This window comes from Burkholderia territorii (assembly GCF_001718335.1).
Lineage (GTDB): Bacteria > Pseudomonadota > Gammaproteobacteria > Burkholderiales > Burkholderiaceae > Burkholderia > Burkholderia territorii.
Genome location: NZ_CP013365.1, coordinates 1680850 through 1700498, shown reverse-complemented (window position 1 = coordinate 1700498; position 19649 = coordinate 1680850). Strand labels below are relative to the sequence as shown.

The window sequence follows — 19649 nt, the reverse complement described above, 5'->3', positions numbered from 1 at the left end:
CACCGTTTCGTGCCGCCCGTTTAGCCAGACAACCCAATGCGGCGAGGCCATCGTGAACCAATGCTGCCCGATCAGTGTGTCAGGCCCGCACGAGAGTGAACGGCCACCGTGCACGCCACCGTTCGTCGCGGTCCGGCGACACCTTGGCGTGTCGTCACGCCCGCTCGTGTATCTGTCCCAGCGTCCCGATGCAGCACTCGTCGACTGCCTCGCGTCGCGCGGCTGGGACGTGTGGCGCGCCAAATCCGTTGCGGACGCACTCAATCTCGTGAAGGCGAACCGCCTGCATGGGGGCATCGTCGATTTCGACGACTTCGCATCGCCCGACGTCGCGTCGTTCGAGGCGCTGCTGCGCGATCCGCGCGTCGGCTGGGTCGCGCTCGCCGTCGACGAACGGCTGCGCGACGCCGCCATCGCGCGCCTGATTCGCCAGTGCTGCTTCGGCTACGTGTGCGATGCGACGGCCCATACGACGATCGGCTATCTCGTCGGCCATGCGTACGGGATGCTGAAACTGGCGGAAGGCGATCCGGCGATCGAGGCCGTGCCGCCCGGCGGGTCGATGATCGGCGCATGCGACGCGATGCGCCGTCTGTTCGCGACCATCCGCAAGGTCGCGAACACCGAGGCTACCGTGTTCATCGCCGGCGAATCCGGCACCGGCAAGGAGTTGACCGCGTCGGCGATCCACCGGCATTCGTCGCGCGCCGACGCGCCGTTCGTCGCCGTGAATTGCGCGGCGATTCCGACGACGCTGCTGCAGGCCGAACTGTTCGGGCACGAGCGCGGCGCGTTCACCGGCGCGCATCAGCGCAAGATCGGCCGCATCGAGGCCGCGCACGGCGGCACGTTGTTTCTCGATGAAATCGGCGACATGCCGTTCGAGAGCCAGGCGAGCCTGCTGCGGTTCCTGCAGGAGGGCAAGGTCGAGCGGCTCGGCGGGCACGCGTCGATTCCGGTCGATGTGCGCATCGTGTCCGCGACCCATGTCGATCTCGAGGCCGCGATGCGGGCGGGGCGGTTCCGCGCGGACCTGTACTACCGGCTCTGCGTGCTGCGGATCGACGAGCCGCCGCTGCGCGCGCGCGGCCGCGACATCATGCTGCTCGCCGAGCACATGTTGCAGCGCTATCGCGGCGACAGCGCGCACCGGATCCGCGGCTTCATGCCGTGCGCGATCGAGGCGATCCACAACTATGCATGGCCCGGCAACGTGCGCGAGCTGATCAACCGCATCCGCTTCGCGGTCGTGATGACGAATGGCCCGCTGATCTCGGCCGTTGATCTCGAGCTGCATCAATATACGTCGCACCGGCCGCCGACGCTCTCGGAATCGCGCCGCCAGGCCGAGCGGCGCACGATCGAGGAAACGCTGTTGCGGCATCGGCGCCAGCATGCAGACGCCGCGGCGGAACTCGGCGTCTCGCGCGCGACGCTGTACCGCCTGATGACCGCGCACGGCCTGCACGGCTGATGCCGGTCGCGCTGGCGCGGCATGTGGCCCGGCGTCGCGCGGGCGCCGGCCCGCGCCGTCAGGCCGGCCGCTCGAAGCCCGATTCGACCCAGCGTGCGGCACTGGCCTTGTTGAGCTTGAACCCGGCGGAGACCTTCGCGTCGGCCAGCAGCTCGCCGTACGGGTCGAACGCCTTCAGTTGCGCATATGGCTCGAATTCGTCCGGCACGATGTCGAGCGTGACCGACACATCCTGCCCGTCGTCGTTCTGCACCGTCACTTCCTTGTGCAGCATCGCGCGGCGCTGCTGCTCGTGGCGCATGAGCACCTCGGTCGCGGTCTTCACCAGCGTGCGGAACGCGTTCGCGTCCATCGGCTTCGGATTCTTCTTGTCGCGACCCATCGTCCACGGGCCGACGAGCGCGGGCTCGGCCTCGCCGTCCTTGATCATCTCGACGGCCCAGCCGTCGTCGTCCTCGTTCTTGATGATGCGGGCCGTCCAGCCGTTGTCGCGCCAGAGGCCGTCTTCGTGGATGGTGGTGTCGTCGGATTGCAGATCGGATTCGGTCATGGGGAAAGCGGGAAGTACGGGCAGCCGGCATGCACCGGCGAACGCGCGGGCGCGCGGCCGGGAATGGCGCGCTGCCGCTGGCCGCTCGCCCGGCGTGGCATGCAAAGGGCGCAATTTTACCCCGCGTGCCGTCGGTGCGGCCGGCGCGACCGGCAACGTCGGCCATTCGGCCGACCTTCGCTACGGGCGAACGCCACGACGGGCGACGAGATCAAACTCGTATCACGGCTGCATCGTGCAATTCAGACACCGCCCCATATCCCGGCCGCGCGTTGCTGCCTAGAATGATGTGCGGGATAAAAATATCCTGAATATCGATTCAATGCCGATCCGGCCGCGCGCGCATTCCGCATCGTGCGGCCCGGCGAACCATCTGGGACTGCGCATGGGGAAATTCAGAATTCGCACTGTTTTCGCGTACGACTCGCCGCTGACGCTCGCGGGCATGGAGCACATCGCCGGCGACGCGTGCGCAATCGATCTCGTCGGCGTCTCCCGAACCTCGGGCGACCTGATCGAGGCGCTTGGCCGCGTCGAATGCGACATCGTGCTGGTCGACTATCCGATTCGCGGCGACGCGGAGATGGACGGCCTCGCACTGTTCGACTGGCTGCACGCCGCACACCCGAAGGTCGGGATCGTCGCGCTGGTCGGGAACGAGAGTCCGGTGCTTTTCCGCTCGATCCTGGCGAAAGGCGGCGCGAGCCTCGTCAGCAAGTTCGACGAAGTCGGTCATATCGTCACCGCGATCCATTCGAGCTACAGCGGCGGGCGCTATCAGTCGCCGCTCGTCCGGCGTGCGCTCGACTCGGTCGCCGAGCCCGACCATCCGCCGGTGAAACTGTCGACGCGCGAGATCGAGGTCATACGCCTTTATCTGGCAGGCCTGCCGATCAAGACGATCGCGCTGCGGTTGAACAAGGGCAAGCAGACGGTCAGCGCGCAGAAGATCAGCGCGATGAAGAAGCTTGGCGTGACCAACGACATCGAGCTCGTGCAGCGGGCGGCCGGGATGGGATTCGGCGGGATCGACGCCGTGAGGCGGCTCGGCGGGGCGGGGTAAGCGCGGAAGAAGCGGGAAGAGGCGAGAAGAGGCGGGGAAGAAGCGCGGAGGAGCCCCGAACCGCGCAGCGGCCGGCCGCGCATTGCCGGCCCGTCGCGCGAGCTCCGTCGGCATCGGGCGGATGCCGGCGGACGAGGCGATGTCAGGCCGGCAACGCGAAACGCGTGACGGCGTCGCGCAGTGCTTCGGCCTGGTCGCGCAGCGAATGCGCGGCCGCCGCGGCTTGCTCGACGAGGGCCGCGTTCTGCTGCGTGACCTGGTCCATCTCGCCCACCGCGCGATTCACCTGCTCGATGCCCGCGCTCTGCTCGCGCGACGCATGGCTGATCTCGTCGAGGATCTCGTTGACGCGCCGCACGGACTGCACGATCTCCGCCATCGTCTCGCCCGCGTGCGTGACGAGCGTCGCGCCGTGCTCGACGGTTTCGTTCGACGACACGATCAGCGACTTGATCTCCTTCGCGGCCGTGGCCGAGCGTTGCGCGAGCGAGCGCACCTCGGCCGCGACCACCGCGAAGCCGCGGCCCTGTTCGCCCGCGCGCGCCGCTTCGACGGCCGCGTTCAGCGCGAGGATGTTGGTCTGGAACGCGATCCCGTCGATCACGCCGATGATGTCGCCGATCTTGTGCGAGCGGCCGGTGATCTCGTTCATCGTGCGCACCACATCGTCGACCACCGCGCTGCCGCGCGTCGCGACCTGCGCGGCCTGGCCCGCGAGCGTCGCGGCCTGGGCGGCGCTGTCCGCGTTCTGCTTCACGTTCGCGGTCATCTGGTCCATGCTCGATGCGGTCTGCACGAGCGCGGCCGCCTGTTCCTCGGTGCGCTGCGACAGATCGGTGTTGCCCGATGCGATCTCGCTCGCGCCGACGTTGATGTTCTCCGTGCCCGTGCGCACGCGCGACACCATGTCGATCAGCCCGCTCTGCATCGTATGCAGCGCATGCAGCAGGCTGCCGCGATCGTCGTGCTTCACGTCCACGCGCGCGGTCAGGTCGCCCTGCGCGATACGCCGCGCGGCATCGAGCGCCACTTCGAGCTCGCCGCCGAGGTTCGCGCGCACGCTCTTCAGCACGAGCACCATCACGACGGTCGAGATCGCGCCGAGCACGGCCGTTATCGCGAGCCAGCGGCCGACGCTCGCGAGCACGGCCGAACGCACGTCGTTCATGTACATGCCCGTCACGAGATACCAGTCCCACGGTGCGAAGCGCTGCACCGCACTGGTCTTGTCCTGCGGCTTGTCGGCGCCAGGCTTCGGCCACAGATATTCGACGAAACCCTTGCCGCCATCCATGTTGCCGGCCTTCACGATTTCGACGAACAGGTGCTTGCCGTTCGGATCGGTGAAATTCGACACGTCCTTGCCGTTCAGCTCGGTCTTGATCGGATGCATCACGATCACCGGCTTCGAATCGTTGATCGAAATGTAGCCGTCGGCGCCGTAGCGCATCGCGGCGATCGCCTCGAGCGCCTTCTGCTTCGCGTCGGCTTCCGGCAGCACGTTCTGTTGCGACAGCTTGTAGTAATGGTCGGCGACGTTCGTCGCCTGCGCGACCAGCGACGCAAGCTGGTCGCGGCGGTCCGTGATCATCGACGCGCGCGTCTGCCACGCGCCGACGCCGGCGATCACGAGCAGGCCGAGCCACAGGATGACGATCATCGAGGCGAGTTTCTGGTTCAGGGAAAGGGTGCGCATGGGTAGTGAGGTCGGTCGGTCGAACAAGCGCGCCGGAACGGCGTGACGGGATAACTCTTTGACGGCGCGAAGCCGACGTTGCCGTAGACGGGTAATCCCTTAGAAAGGCGGCGACGCGATACCGGCGAGGGCGGTGCGGGTATCTATGCATATACATATGCGGCATCGCTATACTGTCGGGCGATGGCGATAGCACGTCGTGCCCCGACGGTCGGGCGAGCGGCGGCGGCATCGCACGAACCCGAAAGGAGGCAACGATGCGAATTCTGGTGGTGGGGGCCGGCGCGGTCGGCGGATACTTCGGCGGCCGGCTCGCGGCGGCGGGGCGCGATGTGACGTTCCTGGTACGCGAGGCCCGCGCGGCCGCGCTCGCGCGCGACGGGCTCCAGATCCGCAGCCCGCGCGGCGACCTGACGCTCGCGAACGTACGGACGCTGCGCGCGGGCGATGCGGCCGCGCCGTTCGACCTGGTGCTGCTGAGCTGCAAGGCTTACAGCCTCGACGAGGCGATTGCATCGTTCGCACCGTTCGTCGGGCCGTCGACGCTGATCCTGCCGATGCTCAACGGGATGCGCCATCTCGACGTGCTGCGCGACCGGTTCGGTGCCGGCCAGGTGCTGGGCGGCCTGTGCGTGATCGCGGCGACGCTCGATCGCGAGCAGCGGATCGTGCACCTGAACGACACGGCAGGGCTGTCGTTCGGCGAACTGGCCGGCGGCGAATCGGCGCGTGTGCGCGCGGTGGCCGACGTGTTCGGCGGCGCGGGTTTCGACGCGACGCTCAGCGACGACATCGTCGCGCGAATGTGGGACAAGTGGGTGTTCCTCGCCACGCTCGCGGCGAGCACGTCGCTGTTTCGCGGTTCGGTCGGCGACATTCTCGCCGCGCCGGATGGCCGGCACCTGCTCGAGACGATGCTCGACGAAACCAGCGCGATCGCCGCGCACAACGGTTACCGGCCCGATCCGGCCGCCGTCGAACGGATGCGGCGGATGGTGCTGACACCGTCGCCGCTGACCGCGTCGATGCTGCGCGACGTGGAAAACCGCGCACGGGTCGAAGCCGATCACGTGATCGGCGACCTGTTGGCGCGCCGCGACCCGCAGGCGGCGGATGCACTGTCGTTGCTGCGAATCGCATACAACCACCTGAAGACGTACGAGGTGCGTGTCGCGCGGGAAAGCGCGACGGCGTAGCCGCGGCAGCGGCCGCCGACGCCCGGCCGGCGGCCGTTCCGCAGTGCGCACCTGCCCGCCGTCGACGCCCGGCCGCTCGGGTGCCGCACTGCACAATTTTGCGTTTCGTGTCCCTTTTCACGCGTAACACGCAAAAAAGTATCGAAAATCAGGCGTAAAGTTGGTGGAGCCGCGCACGCGATCGACCTACATTGCTTCCCATGCGACCGGTCGCGTTGCCGCACGACTCCCGCGGCGAACGAGGCGAACCGCCGAACGGCCCGGCCAGCGAGACATGGGAATGGAGACGCCAGCATGATGCATCCCGATCTGGAAGTGGTCGACGTGCGACGCGACGAGTCGTTCAAGGTCTGGTCGCACGGCTATCCGTATCGCACGATCCGCTGGCATTTCCATCCCGAATTCGAGCTGCACCTGATCGTCGCGACACGCGGCAAGTATTTCGTCGGCGACCACATCGGCTCGTTCGGCCCCGGCCATCTCGTGCTGCTCGGCCCGAACCTGCCGCACAACTGGGTCAGCGACATGGCCGAGGGCGAAACCGTCGAGCGCCGCAATCTGGTGATCCAGTTCGATCCGTCGTTCGTGCGCCGCTGCATGGACGCGTTTCCCGAATGCCGCGACGCGCAGGCGCTGCTCGACGACGCGCGGCGCGGCGTGGGTTTCGACGACGACACGAGCGCCGCGATCGCGCCGCTGTTCGACGAATTGCTGGGCGCGCGCGGGATGCGCCGCATCGCGCTGTTCATGACGATCCTCGAGCGGCTGTGCGGCGCGGCCGAACGCACGCTGCTCGCGAGCCCCGCGTACGACCAGGCGCACGTGACGCCGACGCGGCTCAGCCACGCGCTGTCGTACATCGGCAAGAACCTCGCGTCCGAGCTGCGCGAATCCGATCTCGCGCAGCTGACCGGGCAGAGCGTCAGCGCATTCTCGCGCGCGTTCCATCGTCATACCGGCTTGCCGTTCGTCCAGTACGTGAACCGGCTGCGGATCGAATCGGCCTGCCAGATGTTGCTCGCCGACGATGCGAACATCACCGACATCTGCTTCCAGGCCGGCTTCAACAACGTGTCCAACTTCAACCGCCAGTTCCGCGCGGTGAAGGGCATGGCACCGTCCGAGTTTCGCGCGCTGCAGCGGTTGAATGCACGCAGCCGCGAGCTCGCGCTGCACGCGCCGCTCACCGGCAATCCGACGCCGCCGCGCGTGGTCACACCCGGGCCGCACGGGCTCGTACCGCAGCCCGGATGATCGCCGGGCGTTCGCCCGCCTGACTTTTCCTGCCGTTTCACCAGGCCGATCGCGCCGTTCGCGTCGCGAGGGGCCCGCTCACCCACGAAAAAACCGCACATAACCGGAGACACCGTCATGACGCACGCATCGCCCGCTTCATCCCGCCGCCGCGCCGCCCGCCTCGCGGCCGTCGCCGCGGCTGCCGTCGCAACCTGGTTCCCGATGGTCACGCACGCGGCGCCGCTGCGGATCGGCATGACCTTCCAGGAGCTGAGCAACCCGTATTTCGTGACGATGCAGAAGGCGTTGAACGACGCGGCCGCGTCGATCGGCGCGCAGGTCGTCGTGACGGACGCGCATCACGACGTCAGCAAGCAGGTGAGCGACGTCGAGGACATGCTGCAGAAGAAGATCGACATCCTGCTCGTGAATCCGACCGATTCGACCGGCATCCAGTCGGCGATCACGCAGGCGAAGAAGGCCGGCGCCGTGGTCGTGGCCGTCGACGCGAACGCGAACGGCCCGGTCGATTCGTTCGTCGGCTCGAAGAATTACGACGCGGGCGTGATGTCGTGCGAATACCTGGCGAAGGCGATCGGCGGCAGCGGCGAAGTGGCGATCCTCGACGGCATCCCGGTCGTGCCGATTCTCGAACGCGTGCGTGGCTGCAAGGCCGGCCTCGCGAAATTCCCGAACGTGAAGCTGGTCGACACGCAGAACGGCAAGCAGGAGCGCGCGACCGCGTTGTCGGTGACGGAGAACATGATCTCCGCGCATCCGAACCTGAAGGGCATCTTCAGCGTGAACGACGGCGGGTCGATGGGCGCGCTCGCGGCGATCGAGGGATCGGGCAAGGACATCAAGCTGACGAGCGTCGACGGCGCGCCCGAGGCGATCGCCGCGATCCAGAAACCGAACTCGAAGTTCATCGAGACGACCGCGCAGTTCCCCGCCGACCAGGTGCGCATCGCGCTCGGCATCGCGATCGCGCGCAAGTGGGGCGCGACGGTGCCGAAGGCGATTCCGGTCGACGTGAAGGTCGTCGATCGAGGCAACGCGAAGGGATTCAGCTGGTGAGCGATGCGAGACGCGACGTGAAGGGCGGCGGCCCGGCCGACGCCCTTCGCACGGAGAGGCCGATGGATACGATACTGACGCTCAGTCACATCACGAAAAGCTTTCCGGGCGTGAAGGCGTTGTCGGACATTCACCTCGAGATCGCGCGCGGCGAGATCCATGCGCTGCTCGGCGAGAACGGGGCCGGCAAGTCGACGCTGATGAAGATCCTCTGCGGGATCCACCAGCCGGATGCCGGCACGATCGAGATCGACGGCAGCGCGCGGCATTTCGCGAGTTATCACGACGCGGTCGCGGCCGGTATCGGCATCGTGTTTCAGGAATTCAGCCTGATTCCGCATCTCGATGCCGTCGACAACCTGTTCCTCGGCCGCGAGCTGCGCACCCGCTGGGGCGTGCGCGATCGCGCGCGGATGCGGCGCGTCGCGGCCGGCATCTTCGCGCGGCTCGGCGTGACGATCGATCTCGACGCGCCGCTGCGTACGCTGTCGGTCGCGCAACAGCAGTTCGTCGAGATCGGCAAGGCACTGTCGCTCGACGCGCGAATCTTGATCCTCGACGAGCCGACCGCCACCCTCACGCCGGCCGAGGCCGAGCACCTTTTCGCGATCATGCGCGAGCTGAAGCGGCAGGGTGTCGCGATGATCTTCATCTCGCATCACCTCGACGAGATCTTCGCGGTGTGCGATCGCATCACGGTGCTGCGCGACGGCCAGTATGTCGCGACCACCGACGTCGCGCGCACGGACGTCGAGCAACTGGTGCGAATGATGGTCGGCCGCCGGCTCGAAAGCAGTTTCCCGCCGAAGCCGCCGCGCGCCGCCGATGCGCCCGCCGTGCTCGAAGTCGACGCGCTGCAGATCGAGCGCGACGGCCCGGTCAACCGCTTCGCGCTGCATGCGGGCGAGATCCTGGGCTTCGCGGGGCTGGTCGGCTCGGGCCGCACGGAGACCGCGCTCGCGGTGATCGGCGCGATGCGCGCATACCGCAAGGAAGTGCGCGTGCGCGGCGCGGCGGCGAAGCTCGCCGATCCGGCCGACGCGCTGCGCGCGGGCATCGGCCTGCTGCCGGAGAGCCGCAAGACGGAAGGGCTCGTGACGTCGTTCTCGATTCGCGACAACATCTCGCTGAACAATCTCGGCAAGTACCGCTCGATGCGCTGGCTGATCGATCGCCGTGGCGAAGCGCGCACGACGCACGACGTGATGCGGCGCGTCGGCGTGAAGGCGCCGTCGATTCACACCGAGGTCGCGACGCTGTCGGGCGGCAACCAGCAGAAGGTCGTGATCGCGCGCTGGCTCAATCACCACGCGACGGTGCTGATCTTCGACGAGCCGACACGCGGCATCGACGTCGGCGCGAAAGCAGAAATCTACGGGCTGATGCGCGAACTCACCGCGCGCGGCTACGCCATCATCATGATCTCGTCCGAGCTGCCGGAGATCGTCGGCATGTGCGACCGCGTCGCCGTGTTCCGGCAGGGCCGCATCGAGGCGACGCTCGAAGGCGACGAGATCGACCCCGACACGGTCATGACCCATGCCACGGCCGGCACGCGAGGAGCGATCCATGAACCTGCCTGATTCTTCTTCCCCGTCTTCCCCGACACTCGCGGCCGCGGCCGGAAACGGCGATGCGCCGCCGCCGCGCGCGACGTGGACGCAATTGCGGCGTTCGACGCTGTTCTATCCGCTCGTCGGGCTGATCGTCGTGTGCATCGCGATGATGATCGCGAGCCCGAGCTTCCTGTCCGCCGCGAACCTGGAGAATGTGCTGCGCCAGGTGTCGATCAACGCGATCATCGCGGTCGGCATGACGTGCGTGATCCTGACCGGCGGGATCGACCTGTCGGTCGGCTCGGTCATGGCGCTGTCCGGCACGCTCGCGGCGGGTTTGATGGTCGCCGGCGTGAATGCGGTCGCAGCGCTCGCGATCGGCATCGCGGTGGGCTTCGGGTTCGGCTTCCTGAACGGCGTGTTCGTCGCGTTCGCGGGGATGCCGCCGATCATCGTCACGCTCGCGACGATGGGCATCGCGCGCGGCCTCGCGCTGATCTATACGGGCGGCTATCCGATCGACGGGCTGCCCGACTGGGTCGCGTTCTTCGGCAGCGGCAAGGTGCTCGGCATCCAGGCGCCGGTGCTGATCATGCTGGCCGTCTATGCGATCGCGTGGCTGTTGCTCGATCGCATGCCGTTCGGCCGCTACGTGTATGCGATCGGCGGCAACGAGCAGGCGACGCGGCTCACCGGCGTGCGCGTCGCACGCGTGAAGCTGATCGTCTACACGCTGGCCGGGCTCACGTCGGCGCTTGCCGCGATCGTGCTGACCGGGCGCCTGATGAGCGGGCAGCCGAACGCCGGGGTCGGCTTCGAGCTCGATGCGATCGCGGCCGTCGTGATGGGCGGCACGTCGATCTCCGGCGGGCGCGGCGCGATTCTCGGCACGCTGGTCGGTGCGCTGCTGCTCGGCGTGCTCAACAACGGTCTGAACATGATCGGCGTGAACCCGTATGTGCAGAACGTGATCAAGGGCGGAATCATCCTGCTCGCGATCTACATCAGCCGCGAACGGTCGCGGTAACGATTCATTCATCAGCCATCCGAATCATCAACGGAAGAGACAACTCATGACGACACCCGAAGCCCAGCCGCGCATGACCGCGGTGGTTTGCCACGGCCCCGAGGACTATCGCGTCGAGCAGGTCGCGAAGCCGCGCGCGGGCGCGAACGAGCTCGTGATCCGCATCGCCGCGTGCGGGATCTGCGCGAGCGATTGCAAGTGCTACACGGGCGCGAAGATGTTCTGGGGCGGCCCGAGCCCGTGGGTCAAGGCGCCGGTGATTCCCGGCCACGAATTCTTCGGCTACGTGGAGGCGCTCGGCGACGGCGCGGCCGAGCATTTCGGCGTCGCGCAGGGCGACCGCGTGATCGCCGAGCAGATCGTGCCGTGCGGGAAGTGCCGCTACTGCAAGTCGGGCCAATACTGGATGTGCGAGGTGCACAACATCTTCGGCTTCCAGCGCGAGGTCGCCGACGGCGGGATGGCCGAGTACATGCGCATTCCGCCGACCGCGATCGTGCACCGGATTCCGCTGGGCGTGTCGCTCGAGGATGCGGCGATCATCGAGCCGCTGTCGTGCGCGATCCATACCGTGAATCGCGGCGACATTCAGCTCGACGACGTCGTCGTGATCGCGGGCGCGGGCCCGCTCGGCCTGATGATGACGCAGGTCGCGCACCTGAAGACGCCGAAGAAGCTCGTCGTGATCGACCTGATCGACGAGCGGCTCGAACTTGCGCGTCAATACGGCGCGGACGTGACGATCAATCCGACGCGCGACGATGCGCGCGAGATCGTTCGCGCGCTGACCGACGGCTATGGATGCGACGTGTACATCGAGACGACCGGCGCGCCGGTCGGTGTGAACCAGGGGCTGGAGCTGATCCGCAAGCTCGGCCGTTTCGTCGAGTTCAGCGTGTTCGGCGAGGACACGACCGCCGACTGGTCGATCATCGGCGATCGCAAGGAGCTCGACGTGCGCGGCGCGCATCTGGGGCCGTATTGCTACCCGATCGCGATCGACCTGCTCGCGCGCGGGCTCGTCACGTCGAAAGGCATCGTCACGCACGGCTTCGCGCTGGAGGACTGGGACGATGCGATCCGCGTCGCGAAGTCGCCCGAATCGATCAAGGTGCTGCTGAAGCCGGCGCGTTGACCTGCGCTCGTGCGATCTCTCACCGGAGACATCATGGAATACGTGATAGGCGTCGACATCGGCACGCAGAGCACCAAGGCGCTGCTCGTCGATCGGCAGGGCACGGTCGTCGCGCGGCGCTCGGCCGGCTACCAGCCCGACACGCCGCGCCCGCTGTGGGCCGAGCAGTGGCCGCAGGTGTGGTTCGATGCGGTACTCGAGTGCATCGCGGGCTGCGTGAGCGATGCGCGCACGCACGGCGTGCCGGCCGATGCGATCCGCGCCGTGTGCGTGAGCGGGCTGTACGGCGGCTCCGGCATTCCGGTCGACAGCGACATGCGGCCGTTGCACCCGTGCCTGATCTGGATGGACCGGCGCGCGACCGCGGCGGTCGACTGGGTGAACGAGAACGTGAACGTCGAGCGGCTGCGCGTGATCACGGGCAATGGCGTCGACAGCTACTACGGGTTCACCAAGATGCTGTGGCTGCGCGAGCAGCGCCCGGACGTATGGGCGAACGTGCGATATTTCCTGCCGCCGAACGCATACGTGATCTATCTGCTGACCGGCGAAGTCGCGGTCGACCACAGTTCGGCCGGCAACATCGGCGGCGTGTACGACGTCGCACGCCGCGAGTGGTCCGACGATGCCCTCGACATGCTCGGTATCCCGGCGACGATGATGCCCGAGCGGCTCGTCGAATCCACTGACGTCGTCGGCGGGCTGCTGTCGCAATGGACGGAACGGCTCGGCCTGCCGGGCGGCACGCCGATCGTCGCGGGCGGCGTGGATGCGGCCGTCGCGACCTTCGCGGCCGGCGCGACGCGCACCGGCCAGCATGTCGCGATGATCGGCACCAGCATGTGCTGGGGCTACGTAAACCAGCACGTCGATGCGCGGCACGGGCTCGTCAGCATGCCCCATGTGTTCAATGGTCAGCGCGACCTGTACGTGTTCGGCGGCGCGATCACCGCCGGTGCATCGGTCGCATGGTTCCGCGATCAGTTCTGTCACGCGGAGATCGATGCGGCGCGATTGCTGCCGCACGGCGATCCGCACGTGCTGCTCGAGGAAGCGGCCGAAGGCGTGCCGCCCGGCGCGGACGGCGTGCTGTTCCTGCCGTACCTGATGGGCGAACGCAGCCCGGTGTGGGACGCGAAGGCGAGCGGCGCATTCGTCGGGCTGAGCCTCGCGCACACGCGCGCGCATCTGTATCGCGCGGTGCTCGAAGGCGTCGCGTTCGCGCTGCGGCACAACATCGAGGCCGGCCGGCAGGGCGCGGTGGCACTGGACGACCGGTTGATCGTCGTTGGCGGTGCCGCGCATTCGGCGCTGTGGATGCAGATCATCGCGGACGTGACGGGTTTTCCGGTATGGACGATCGAGCAGGACGTCGAGGCGGCGATGGGCGCCGCGCTGCTCGCGGGCGTCGGCGCGGGGCTGGTGTCGCACGGCGACGCGCAGGGCGGCTGGGTCACGCTCGTCGAACGCGCGCGGCCCGATGCCGCGCGCGCGAATGCGTATGCGGCGCGCTTTGCGCTTTATACGGCGTTGTATCCGGCGCTCAAGCCGATCATGCACGAACTGCGCGCGTCATCATGAAGACACGATTCGATTTCAGCAGTGCGCGGGTGCTCGTCACCGGCGCGTCGAGCGGGATCGGGCGCGCGTGCGCGGTTGCGCTGGCCCATGCTGGCGCGCGGGTCGTCGCGGCCGGGCGCGATGCGGCCGCGCTCGAATCGCTGGCCGGCGAGATCGCATGCGAAACGTTGCGCATCGATGTCGGCGGCGACGAACACGCGATCGACGCAGCGCTCGCCGCGCACGACGCGTTCGACGGGCTCGTCAACTGCGCGGGAGTCGCGTCGCTCGAACCGGCGCTCGAGGTCAGCGCGGCGCACTTCGATCGCGTGATGGCCGTCAATGCGCGCGGCGCGGCGCTGGTCGCCCGGGCCGTCGCGCGGAAGATGATCGAACGCGCGGGGCGAGACGCGACACGCGCGCGGGGCAGCATCGTCAACGTGTCGAGCCAGGCCGCGCTCGTCGGCCTGCCCGCGCATCTGAGCTATTGCGCGTCGAAGGCGGCGCTCGATGCGATGACGCGCGTGCTCTGCATCGAACTCGGCGCACACGGGATTCGCGTGAACAGCGTGAACCCGACCGTGACGCTCACGCCCATGGCGCAGTTCGCGTGGAGCGAGCCGGAGAAGCGTGCACCGATGCTCGCGGCGATTCCGCTCGGGCGTTTCGCGGAGCCGGACGAGGTGGTCGAGCCGATCCTGTTCCTGCTCAGCGATGCGGCGTCGATGATCAGCGGCATATCGCTGCCGATCGATGGCGGGTATACAGCGCGATAGCGGGTGCTCGCGGCGGGGGCTCGCAGCGGCGCCGGCACCGGCGCCGGCACGGCACGCGGCTGTCGCTGCCGGGCCGAATGCGGAAGCAGGTCCGAAGGCGCGGGCGGTGGCCGGCTAGACCGGGTCCTTGCTCGGCGGTCCGTCGGGCTGCTGCGGGTTGTCGTGAGGATGCCCCGGCGGCGGTGGCGACAGTGGATCGTCTTCCGGATCGCGGTTCGGGTCGGCCGGGGGCTCGGGCATCGGGGTCGTGTGGTCCATGAGGAACTCGCGCAATGCGTGGTGGCGGTGGCGCGGCGGGCGCGCCTCGTCTCCGTTATAGGCAATCGGGCGCGTGTTTGCAGCGCGATTCTCGTGGCCGCATGCGGATTGCCGCCGACATGCGTGCCTTCGCAGGTATCGTGCCGGGCCGCGCGAAGCCGCGCATTCACGATGCGCGATGCGGCTTGCGCGTGTCGATGTCAGCGTAGATCCGCGGGCGTGTCGACGTCGCGCAGGATGCCGGGATCGTCGACGGCGAGCAGGTTGACCGGCGCGCTTGCGAACAACGCACGGGCGCCCGTATCGCCGTCGAGCGCGGCCAGCGCGTCGTAATGGTGCGCGGCGAAGCCGACCGGATGACCGCGTACGCCGCGATGGACGGGGGCGACGATCGATGCGTCGTCGGCGTCGAGCGCGCGCGTGACGGCTTCGTATGTGGATGCCGCGATCCAGGGCATGTCGCCGAGCGCGACCAGCCAGCCGGTTGCTTCGGGCGTCGCGCGGACGCCGGCCGCAAGGCTCGCGCCCATCCCGCGCGTCGCATCGGGCGCATAGACGACCTGGCAACCGGCTTCGTTCAGCAGAATCGCGAGTTTTTCCGCGCCGGGACGCACGACGGCGATCACGTCGGCCGTGGCCGCGGCAAGGCGACGCGCGGCCGCGACCGCAACCGGCGTGCCGTCGGGAAGCAGCGCGAGCAGCTTGCTGTGCAGACCGCTTGGGTCGAAGCGTTGACCGAGACCGCCGGCGAGCAGGACGCCGGTGGCGAGTGACGCATAGGACATCGGCGCGGGGGGAGGGAGGCAGGTGGCCCGATTGTGCGGGAGCGAACGGGGATCGGCAAGTGCGGATGTTACCGATGCGGGGGCGTCGTCGTCGGAAAGAATGTCGGCGGGGGCGTTCGTCGGGGAAGGTTTCCTCGACGGGGCGTCATGTCGCGGCGATTCAACCTGCATCACGGCCCAATGGCGGTCGCCGGACGACCCATGCCAACCATTCCGACGGGTAATCGATGAAACCGGCACCGGTGCATGCGATGGACGGCGCGTGGCCGGTCATCAGCGATTTCGTTAGACGAATGCCGGCACGCGGGGAGGGGGCGATGGCCCAAGCACATGCACATCGCGCGTGATCGTCGCGACTACGCGTCCGCCCACTTCCTCAACAGGTTGTGATAAATCCCCGTCAGCGAAATGACCATCGGATCCTGCGCGCCTTTTTCCGCCGACAGCGCCTGAATCTGCGTATCGAGCTGAAACAGCAGCGTGCGATCGCCATCGTCGCGCACCATGCTCTGAATCCAGAAGAACGACGCGACGCGCTCGCCACGCGTGACCGGCGTCACATGATGCAGGCTCGACGCCGGATACAGCACGAGATCGCCCGCCGGCAGCTTCGCGCGATGCATGCCGTAGGTGTCTTCCACGCAGAGCTCGCCGCCGTCGTACGCGTGAGGTTCCTCGAGAAACAACGTCGCCGACAGGTCGCTGCGCACGCGAAAATCCGTGCCGCGCAGCAGCCGGATCGCGTTGTCGACGTGCGTGCCGAACGTCTCGCCGCCTCCGTAGCGGTTGAACAACGGCGGAAACACCTTCAGCGGCAGCGCCGCCGAGAAGAACAGCGGATGCCGCGCCAGCGCGTCCTGGATCGCATCGCCGACCGCGCGTGCGACCGGCGAACCTTCCGGCAACTGCCGGTTGCGTTTTGCGAGTGCGGACTGCGCGCCGGACGTCGCGTTGCCGTCGATCCAGTCGGCGGCATCGAGCATCTCGCGGCATTGTGCGACCTGTGCGTGGGTCAGCACGCCCGGGATATGAAGCATCATGATTCGGATTCCATACCGTGAGGCGGAAACTGCATGGCCGCCGTGCGTAACGCATCGAGCGGCGACGATGCGAGATACGCGCGCATCTTCGCGACGAATGCGGGAGTGGCGGTGGCCGGCACGCGCGCGAGCCAGACGAGGGCTTCGTCGACGCGCCCGCGATCGGCGAGCAGCCGCGCGTAGTTGAACTGGCCGCGAAAATCGCCTGCCTCGGCGGCGCGACGATAGTGGTCGAAGGCGGCATCGACATCGACGGCCACGACCCAGCCGTCCTCGTAGAAGCCGCCGATCAGGTTGATCGATTTCGCATGGCCGAGCGCGGCGGCGCGGCGAAACCAGTCGAGCGCGGCGGCGCGATCCTCGTCGATGCCGTTGCCGAGCGTGAGCGCCGTCGCATAGTTGTACATGCCCCAGTCGAGCCCGGCCTGCGCGGCGAGCCGGTACCAGTAGACCGCCACCGGCGCGCACGCGGCCGTGCCCCAGCCGAGCTCGTAGCACCGGCCGAGCATGTTCATCGCCATCGGGTGGCCGGCTCGCGCCGCATGCCGGAACCAGCCGAATGCGGCGGCCGGATCGCGCGCGACGCCGTGCCCGTCCAGCAGGTACTGGCCGTAGACGGCCTGCGCATCGACGATACCGTTGTCGGCGGCTGCCGCGACCCACGCGGCAGCGCGCTCGGGCGGCCCGGCGAGGATGTCGGCGAATGCGCGCGGCGACACCGACGCGAGCGCCTTCAGCGAGACGGTCTCCATCGATCAGTAGCGCGCGTTCAGCGTAACGAACGCCGAGCGGCCCGGCGCGATCGACGCGTAGTGCGCCGGGTACGCCTGATCGAAGTACGTGCGGTTGAACAGGTTGTTCACGTTCAGCTGCAAGTCGAGCTTCTTGTTGATCCGGTATTGCGCCATCGCATCGAAGCGCCAGTACGACGGCACCGCGCGCAGGTTCGCGGGATCGCCGAATACTTCCGACATGTAGAACGCGCCGCCGCCGACGGTGAATTTCGGCGTCACGTCGTAGTTCGACCACATCGTCAGGCTGTGCTTCGGCGTATTGGGGAACCGGTGACCGTTGTTCGCGGCATCCTTGCCGTTGTCGCGCAGTTCGCTCTTCATGTACGTATAGCCGCCGAATACCTGCCACTGCTTCGTGATCTGCCCGGCGACACCGAGCTCGAGACCCTGAACGCGCTTGTTGCCGACCATCGCGTACTGATTGTTCGGCAGCGTCACGCGCGCATTCGTCGTGTCGATCTGGAACAGCGCGGCGGTGAGCGACAGCTTGTCGTCGAGCACGTTCCACTTCGTGCCGAGCTCGATGCTGCGGTTTTTCTCGGGCGACAGCTGATCGGCGTTCGAGCCGACGCCGCCACGGCCCGGCGTGAGCGACTGCGTTTCGCTGCCTTCGCCGAGCAGCATGCCGGCCGGCGTCGACGACGTCGCATACGACGCGTAGATGCTGCCGTTTTGCGCGGGCTTGAACACGAGGCCTGCCTGCCAGTTCACGAGCGTGTCGTCGCGCGTATAGGTCTTGCCGCCGTTCGCCCGGGTGTCGGTGAAGCGGGTCGAGTAGTCGTCGACGCGCACGCCGGCGTTCACTTGCCAGCGCGGCGTGAGCTCGATCGTGTCGAAACCGTAGATCGACTTGGTCGTGGTGCGCGCATGCGCATAGTCGTTGTTGCGCGTGATGGAGCCGGCCCACGGATCGTTCGGGTTCGGCGACCACAGGCTCGTGCAGTTGTAGCCGGACGGCGCGCCGATGCCTTGCTGGCAGATCGTGCCCTTGTCGGTGGCGACGGTGTACGAATCGCGCTTGCCCCATTCGCGCGACAGCTCGATGCCGGTCGTGAAGCTGTGCTTGAACGGGCCGGTGCGGAATTCGCCGAACAGTTCGGTCAGGTTCGCGAGGCTGTTGATCGAGCTGTTGCGGTTGTTGTTGCGACGCCAGACCTTGCCGTTGACCACGTTGCCCTGGCTGTCGTCGGGCTGCGTCCAGATGTAGTCCTGGGTCGATTCCGTGTAGCGCGTGGTGTTGCGCACCGTCAGGTTCGGCGTGATGTCGTGCTCGATCCTGATCGTGCTGATGTCGGATGTGGTCTTGCGGAAGTCGCGGTCGACCAGGCCGTAGAAGTTGTGGCGATCGACGGGTGCCGGATAGATCGTGTCGACGTTCGCGGGCTTGTTCGACGTCGTGTAGAAGTACGGAATGCCGCCATCGGGCATGTCGTCGGTGGACAAGTGGTAGTAGCTCGCGGTCACGCGCGTCGGCGTGCCGAGACCGAACGCGATCGACGGCGCGACGCCCCAGCGCTCGTTGTTGACGGCGTCGCGGCCGGCGACGTCGTTGTTGTGGCTCATCAGGTTCAGGCGGAATGCGGCGTGATCGGCGAACTGCCAGTTGCCGTCGGCGGTGAAGCGGCGATAGCGGTCCGTGCCGAGGCCGGCGCTCGCTGCGGCCGTCGTGCCGAGATGCGGCGTTTTCGTGATCAGGTTGATGCTGCCGCCCGCGCCGCCGCGGCCGCCATATGCGCCATCGGAGCCCTTGGTGATCTCGACGCGCTCGGTGTTGAAGATCTCGCGAGTGGTCGCGCCGGTGTCGCGCATTCCGTCGACGAACATGCTGCCTTGCGTGTCGTAGCCGCGGATGAACGGACGATCGCCGAGCGGGTTGCCGCCTTCGCCCGCGCCGAACGTGATGCCGGGCACGGTGCGCAGCGCTTCGGTCAGCGTAGCCGCGCCGCTGTTCTGGATCAGCTCCTGCGGGATCACGGTCACGGACTTCGGCGTGTCGACGAGGGGCGCGGTGAATTTCGCCGATGCGGAAAAGTCGGCCTTGTAGCTGTGCTCGGCCTTGCCCTGGACCTCGATCGGCGCGAGATGGCTTTCGGTGTCGACCGGCGCGGCCGGCGGTGTGCCGTCGGCGAACGCAGGGCTCGCGGCGAGCATGCTGCAGAGGGTGGTGAATTTGCCGAGTTTCAGCTCTTCAGGACGGGACTTCATGGTGCGCTTCGACCTCGCGGTGTGGTCCCGGGAACGACGCGCTACGGGAATGTGCATGCCGCCGGGAATTATTACGATTTGTTTTCAGCCGGCATTCTATGTAATTTTTTAGTGAATGAGAAGCGTTCTTGTTTGCGTTTGTGATGGGAATGTTGACGAATGTTGCAGAGGGTTAGAGGGCTCGTCGGGCGGGGCGGGATGGCCGAATGGCCGAGTATGAA

The 19649-nt window shown here is 67.5% G+C and carries 17 protein-coding genes; 10 read left to right on the top strand and 7 right to left on the bottom strand.

Translation table 11 applies throughout. The features are described 5' to 3' along the window. Positions 1–52: 52 nt before the first annotated feature. A complete protein-coding gene (locus WS51_RS07470) occupies positions 53–1474 on the top strand; it encodes a sigma-54 dependent transcriptional regulator (RefSeq protein WP_069228878.1) in 1422 nt (473 codons plus the stop codon). Between the two features lie 58 nt (positions 1475–1532). Here WS51_RS07470 and WS51_RS07465 read toward each other — a convergent pair whose 3' ends face one another. Further along, positions 1533–2024 carry a hypothetical protein gene (locus WS51_RS07465; protein WP_059449548.1) on the bottom strand — a complete coding sequence of 164 codons (492 nt, stop codon included), beginning with the start codon at positions 2022–2024 and terminating at the stop codon, positions 1533–1535. A gap of 385 nt (positions 2025–2409) precedes the next feature. Between WS51_RS07465 and WS51_RS07460 the strand changes: the two genes are divergently transcribed. Next, a complete protein-coding gene (locus WS51_RS07460) occupies positions 2410–3087 on the top strand; it encodes a LuxR C-terminal-related transcriptional regulator (protein WP_059506770.1) in 678 nt (225 codons plus the stop codon). Between the two features lie 142 nt (positions 3088–3229). On the opposite strand, the gene WS51_RS07455 is transcribed toward WS51_RS07460, so the two are convergent. Next, a complete protein-coding gene (locus WS51_RS07455; protein WP_059449549.1) occupies positions 3230–4783 on the bottom strand; it encodes a methyl-accepting chemotaxis protein in 1554 nt (517 codons plus the stop codon). Positions 4784–5040: 257 nt separating this feature from the next. Here WS51_RS07455 and panE point away from each other — a divergent pair, with 257 nt between their 5' ends. The 8 genes from panE (at position 5041) to WS51_RS07415 (ending at position 14346) form a co-directional block, all read left to right on the top strand. Then, on the top strand, positions 5041–5979 hold the full coding sequence (gene panE, locus WS51_RS07450; RefSeq protein WP_069228877.1) for a 2-dehydropantoate 2-reductase: 939 nt from the start codon (positions 5041–5043) through the stop codon (positions 5977–5979). 294 nt (positions 5980–6273) lie between these two features. Further along, the gene (locus WS51_RS07445) at positions 6274–7233 is read left to right on the top strand and encodes an AraC family transcriptional regulator (protein WP_059506718.1); all 960 of its coding nucleotides are present in this window, start codon (positions 6274–6276) and stop codon (positions 7231–7233) included. Positions 7234–7350: 117 nt separating this feature from the next. Next, positions 7351–8292 (top strand): substrate-binding domain-containing protein, encoded by a 942-nt coding sequence (locus WS51_RS07440; RefSeq protein WP_069228876.1) that lies wholly within the window; start codon positions 7351–7353, stop codon positions 8290–8292. A gap of 17 nt (positions 8293–8309) precedes the next feature. After that, positions 8310–9875, top strand: a complete 1566-nt coding sequence (locus WS51_RS07435; RefSeq protein ID WP_418219691.1) for a sugar ABC transporter ATP-binding protein — start codon at positions 8310–8312, stop codon at positions 9873–9875. Then, positions 9862–10875, top strand: coding sequence for an ABC transporter permease (locus WS51_RS07430; RefSeq protein WP_059506721.1), 1014 nt, complete (start codon positions 9862–9864; stop codon positions 10873–10875). Before WS51_RS07435 ends, WS51_RS07430 begins: the two co-directional genes overlap by 14 nt. A 46-nt stretch (positions 10876–10921) precedes the next feature. Continuing rightward, positions 10922–12010 (top strand): alcohol dehydrogenase catalytic domain-containing protein, encoded by a 1089-nt coding sequence (locus tag WS51_RS07425; protein ID WP_059846514.1) that lies wholly within the window; start codon positions 10922–10924, stop codon positions 12008–12010. Between the two features lie 33 nt (positions 12011–12043). Next, positions 12044–13591, top strand: coding sequence for an FGGY-family carbohydrate kinase (locus WS51_RS07420; protein ID WP_069228875.1), 1548 nt, complete (start codon positions 12044–12046; stop codon positions 13589–13591). Next, positions 13588–14346, top strand: a complete 759-nt coding sequence (locus WS51_RS07415; protein WP_059544063.1) for an SDR family oxidoreductase — start codon at positions 13588–13590, stop codon at positions 14344–14346. The genes WS51_RS07420 and WS51_RS07415 overlap by 4 nt, the downstream gene beginning before the upstream one ends. A 114-nt stretch (positions 14347–14460) precedes the next feature. Here the strand turns inward: WS51_RS07415 and WS51_RS32465 are convergent, their stop codons facing one another. From WS51_RS32465 to WS51_RS07395, 5 genes are all read right to left on the bottom strand, one after another. Further along, the gene (locus WS51_RS32465) at positions 14461–14604 is read right to left on the bottom strand and encodes a hypothetical protein (RefSeq protein ID WP_006752960.1); all 144 of its coding nucleotides are present in this window, start codon (positions 14602–14604) and stop codon (positions 14461–14463) included. A 200-nt stretch (positions 14605–14804) separates the two neighbouring features. After that, positions 14805–15389: a nucleotidyltransferase family protein gene (locus tag WS51_RS07410; RefSeq protein ID WP_059506727.1), complete on the bottom strand. Its 585-nt coding sequence runs from the start codon at positions 15387–15389 to the stop codon at positions 14805–14807. 356 nt (positions 15390–15745) lie between these two features. After that, on the bottom strand, positions 15746–16429 hold the full coding sequence (locus WS51_RS07405) for a Fe2+-dependent dioxygenase (protein WP_059544061.1): 684 nt from the start codon (positions 16427–16429) through the stop codon (positions 15746–15748). Continuing rightward, on the bottom strand, positions 16426–17181 hold the full coding sequence (locus tag WS51_RS07400; protein ID WP_069228874.1) for a tetratricopeptide repeat protein: 756 nt from the start codon (positions 17179–17181) through the stop codon (positions 16426–16428). Before WS51_RS07400 ends, WS51_RS07405 begins: the two co-directional genes overlap by 4 nt. Positions 17182–17184: 3 nt before the next feature. After that, a complete protein-coding gene (locus tag WS51_RS07395; protein ID WP_069228873.1) occupies positions 17185–19428 on the bottom strand; it encodes a TonB-dependent receptor in 2244 nt (747 codons plus the stop codon). Between the last annotated feature and the right edge of the window lie 221 nt (positions 19429–19649).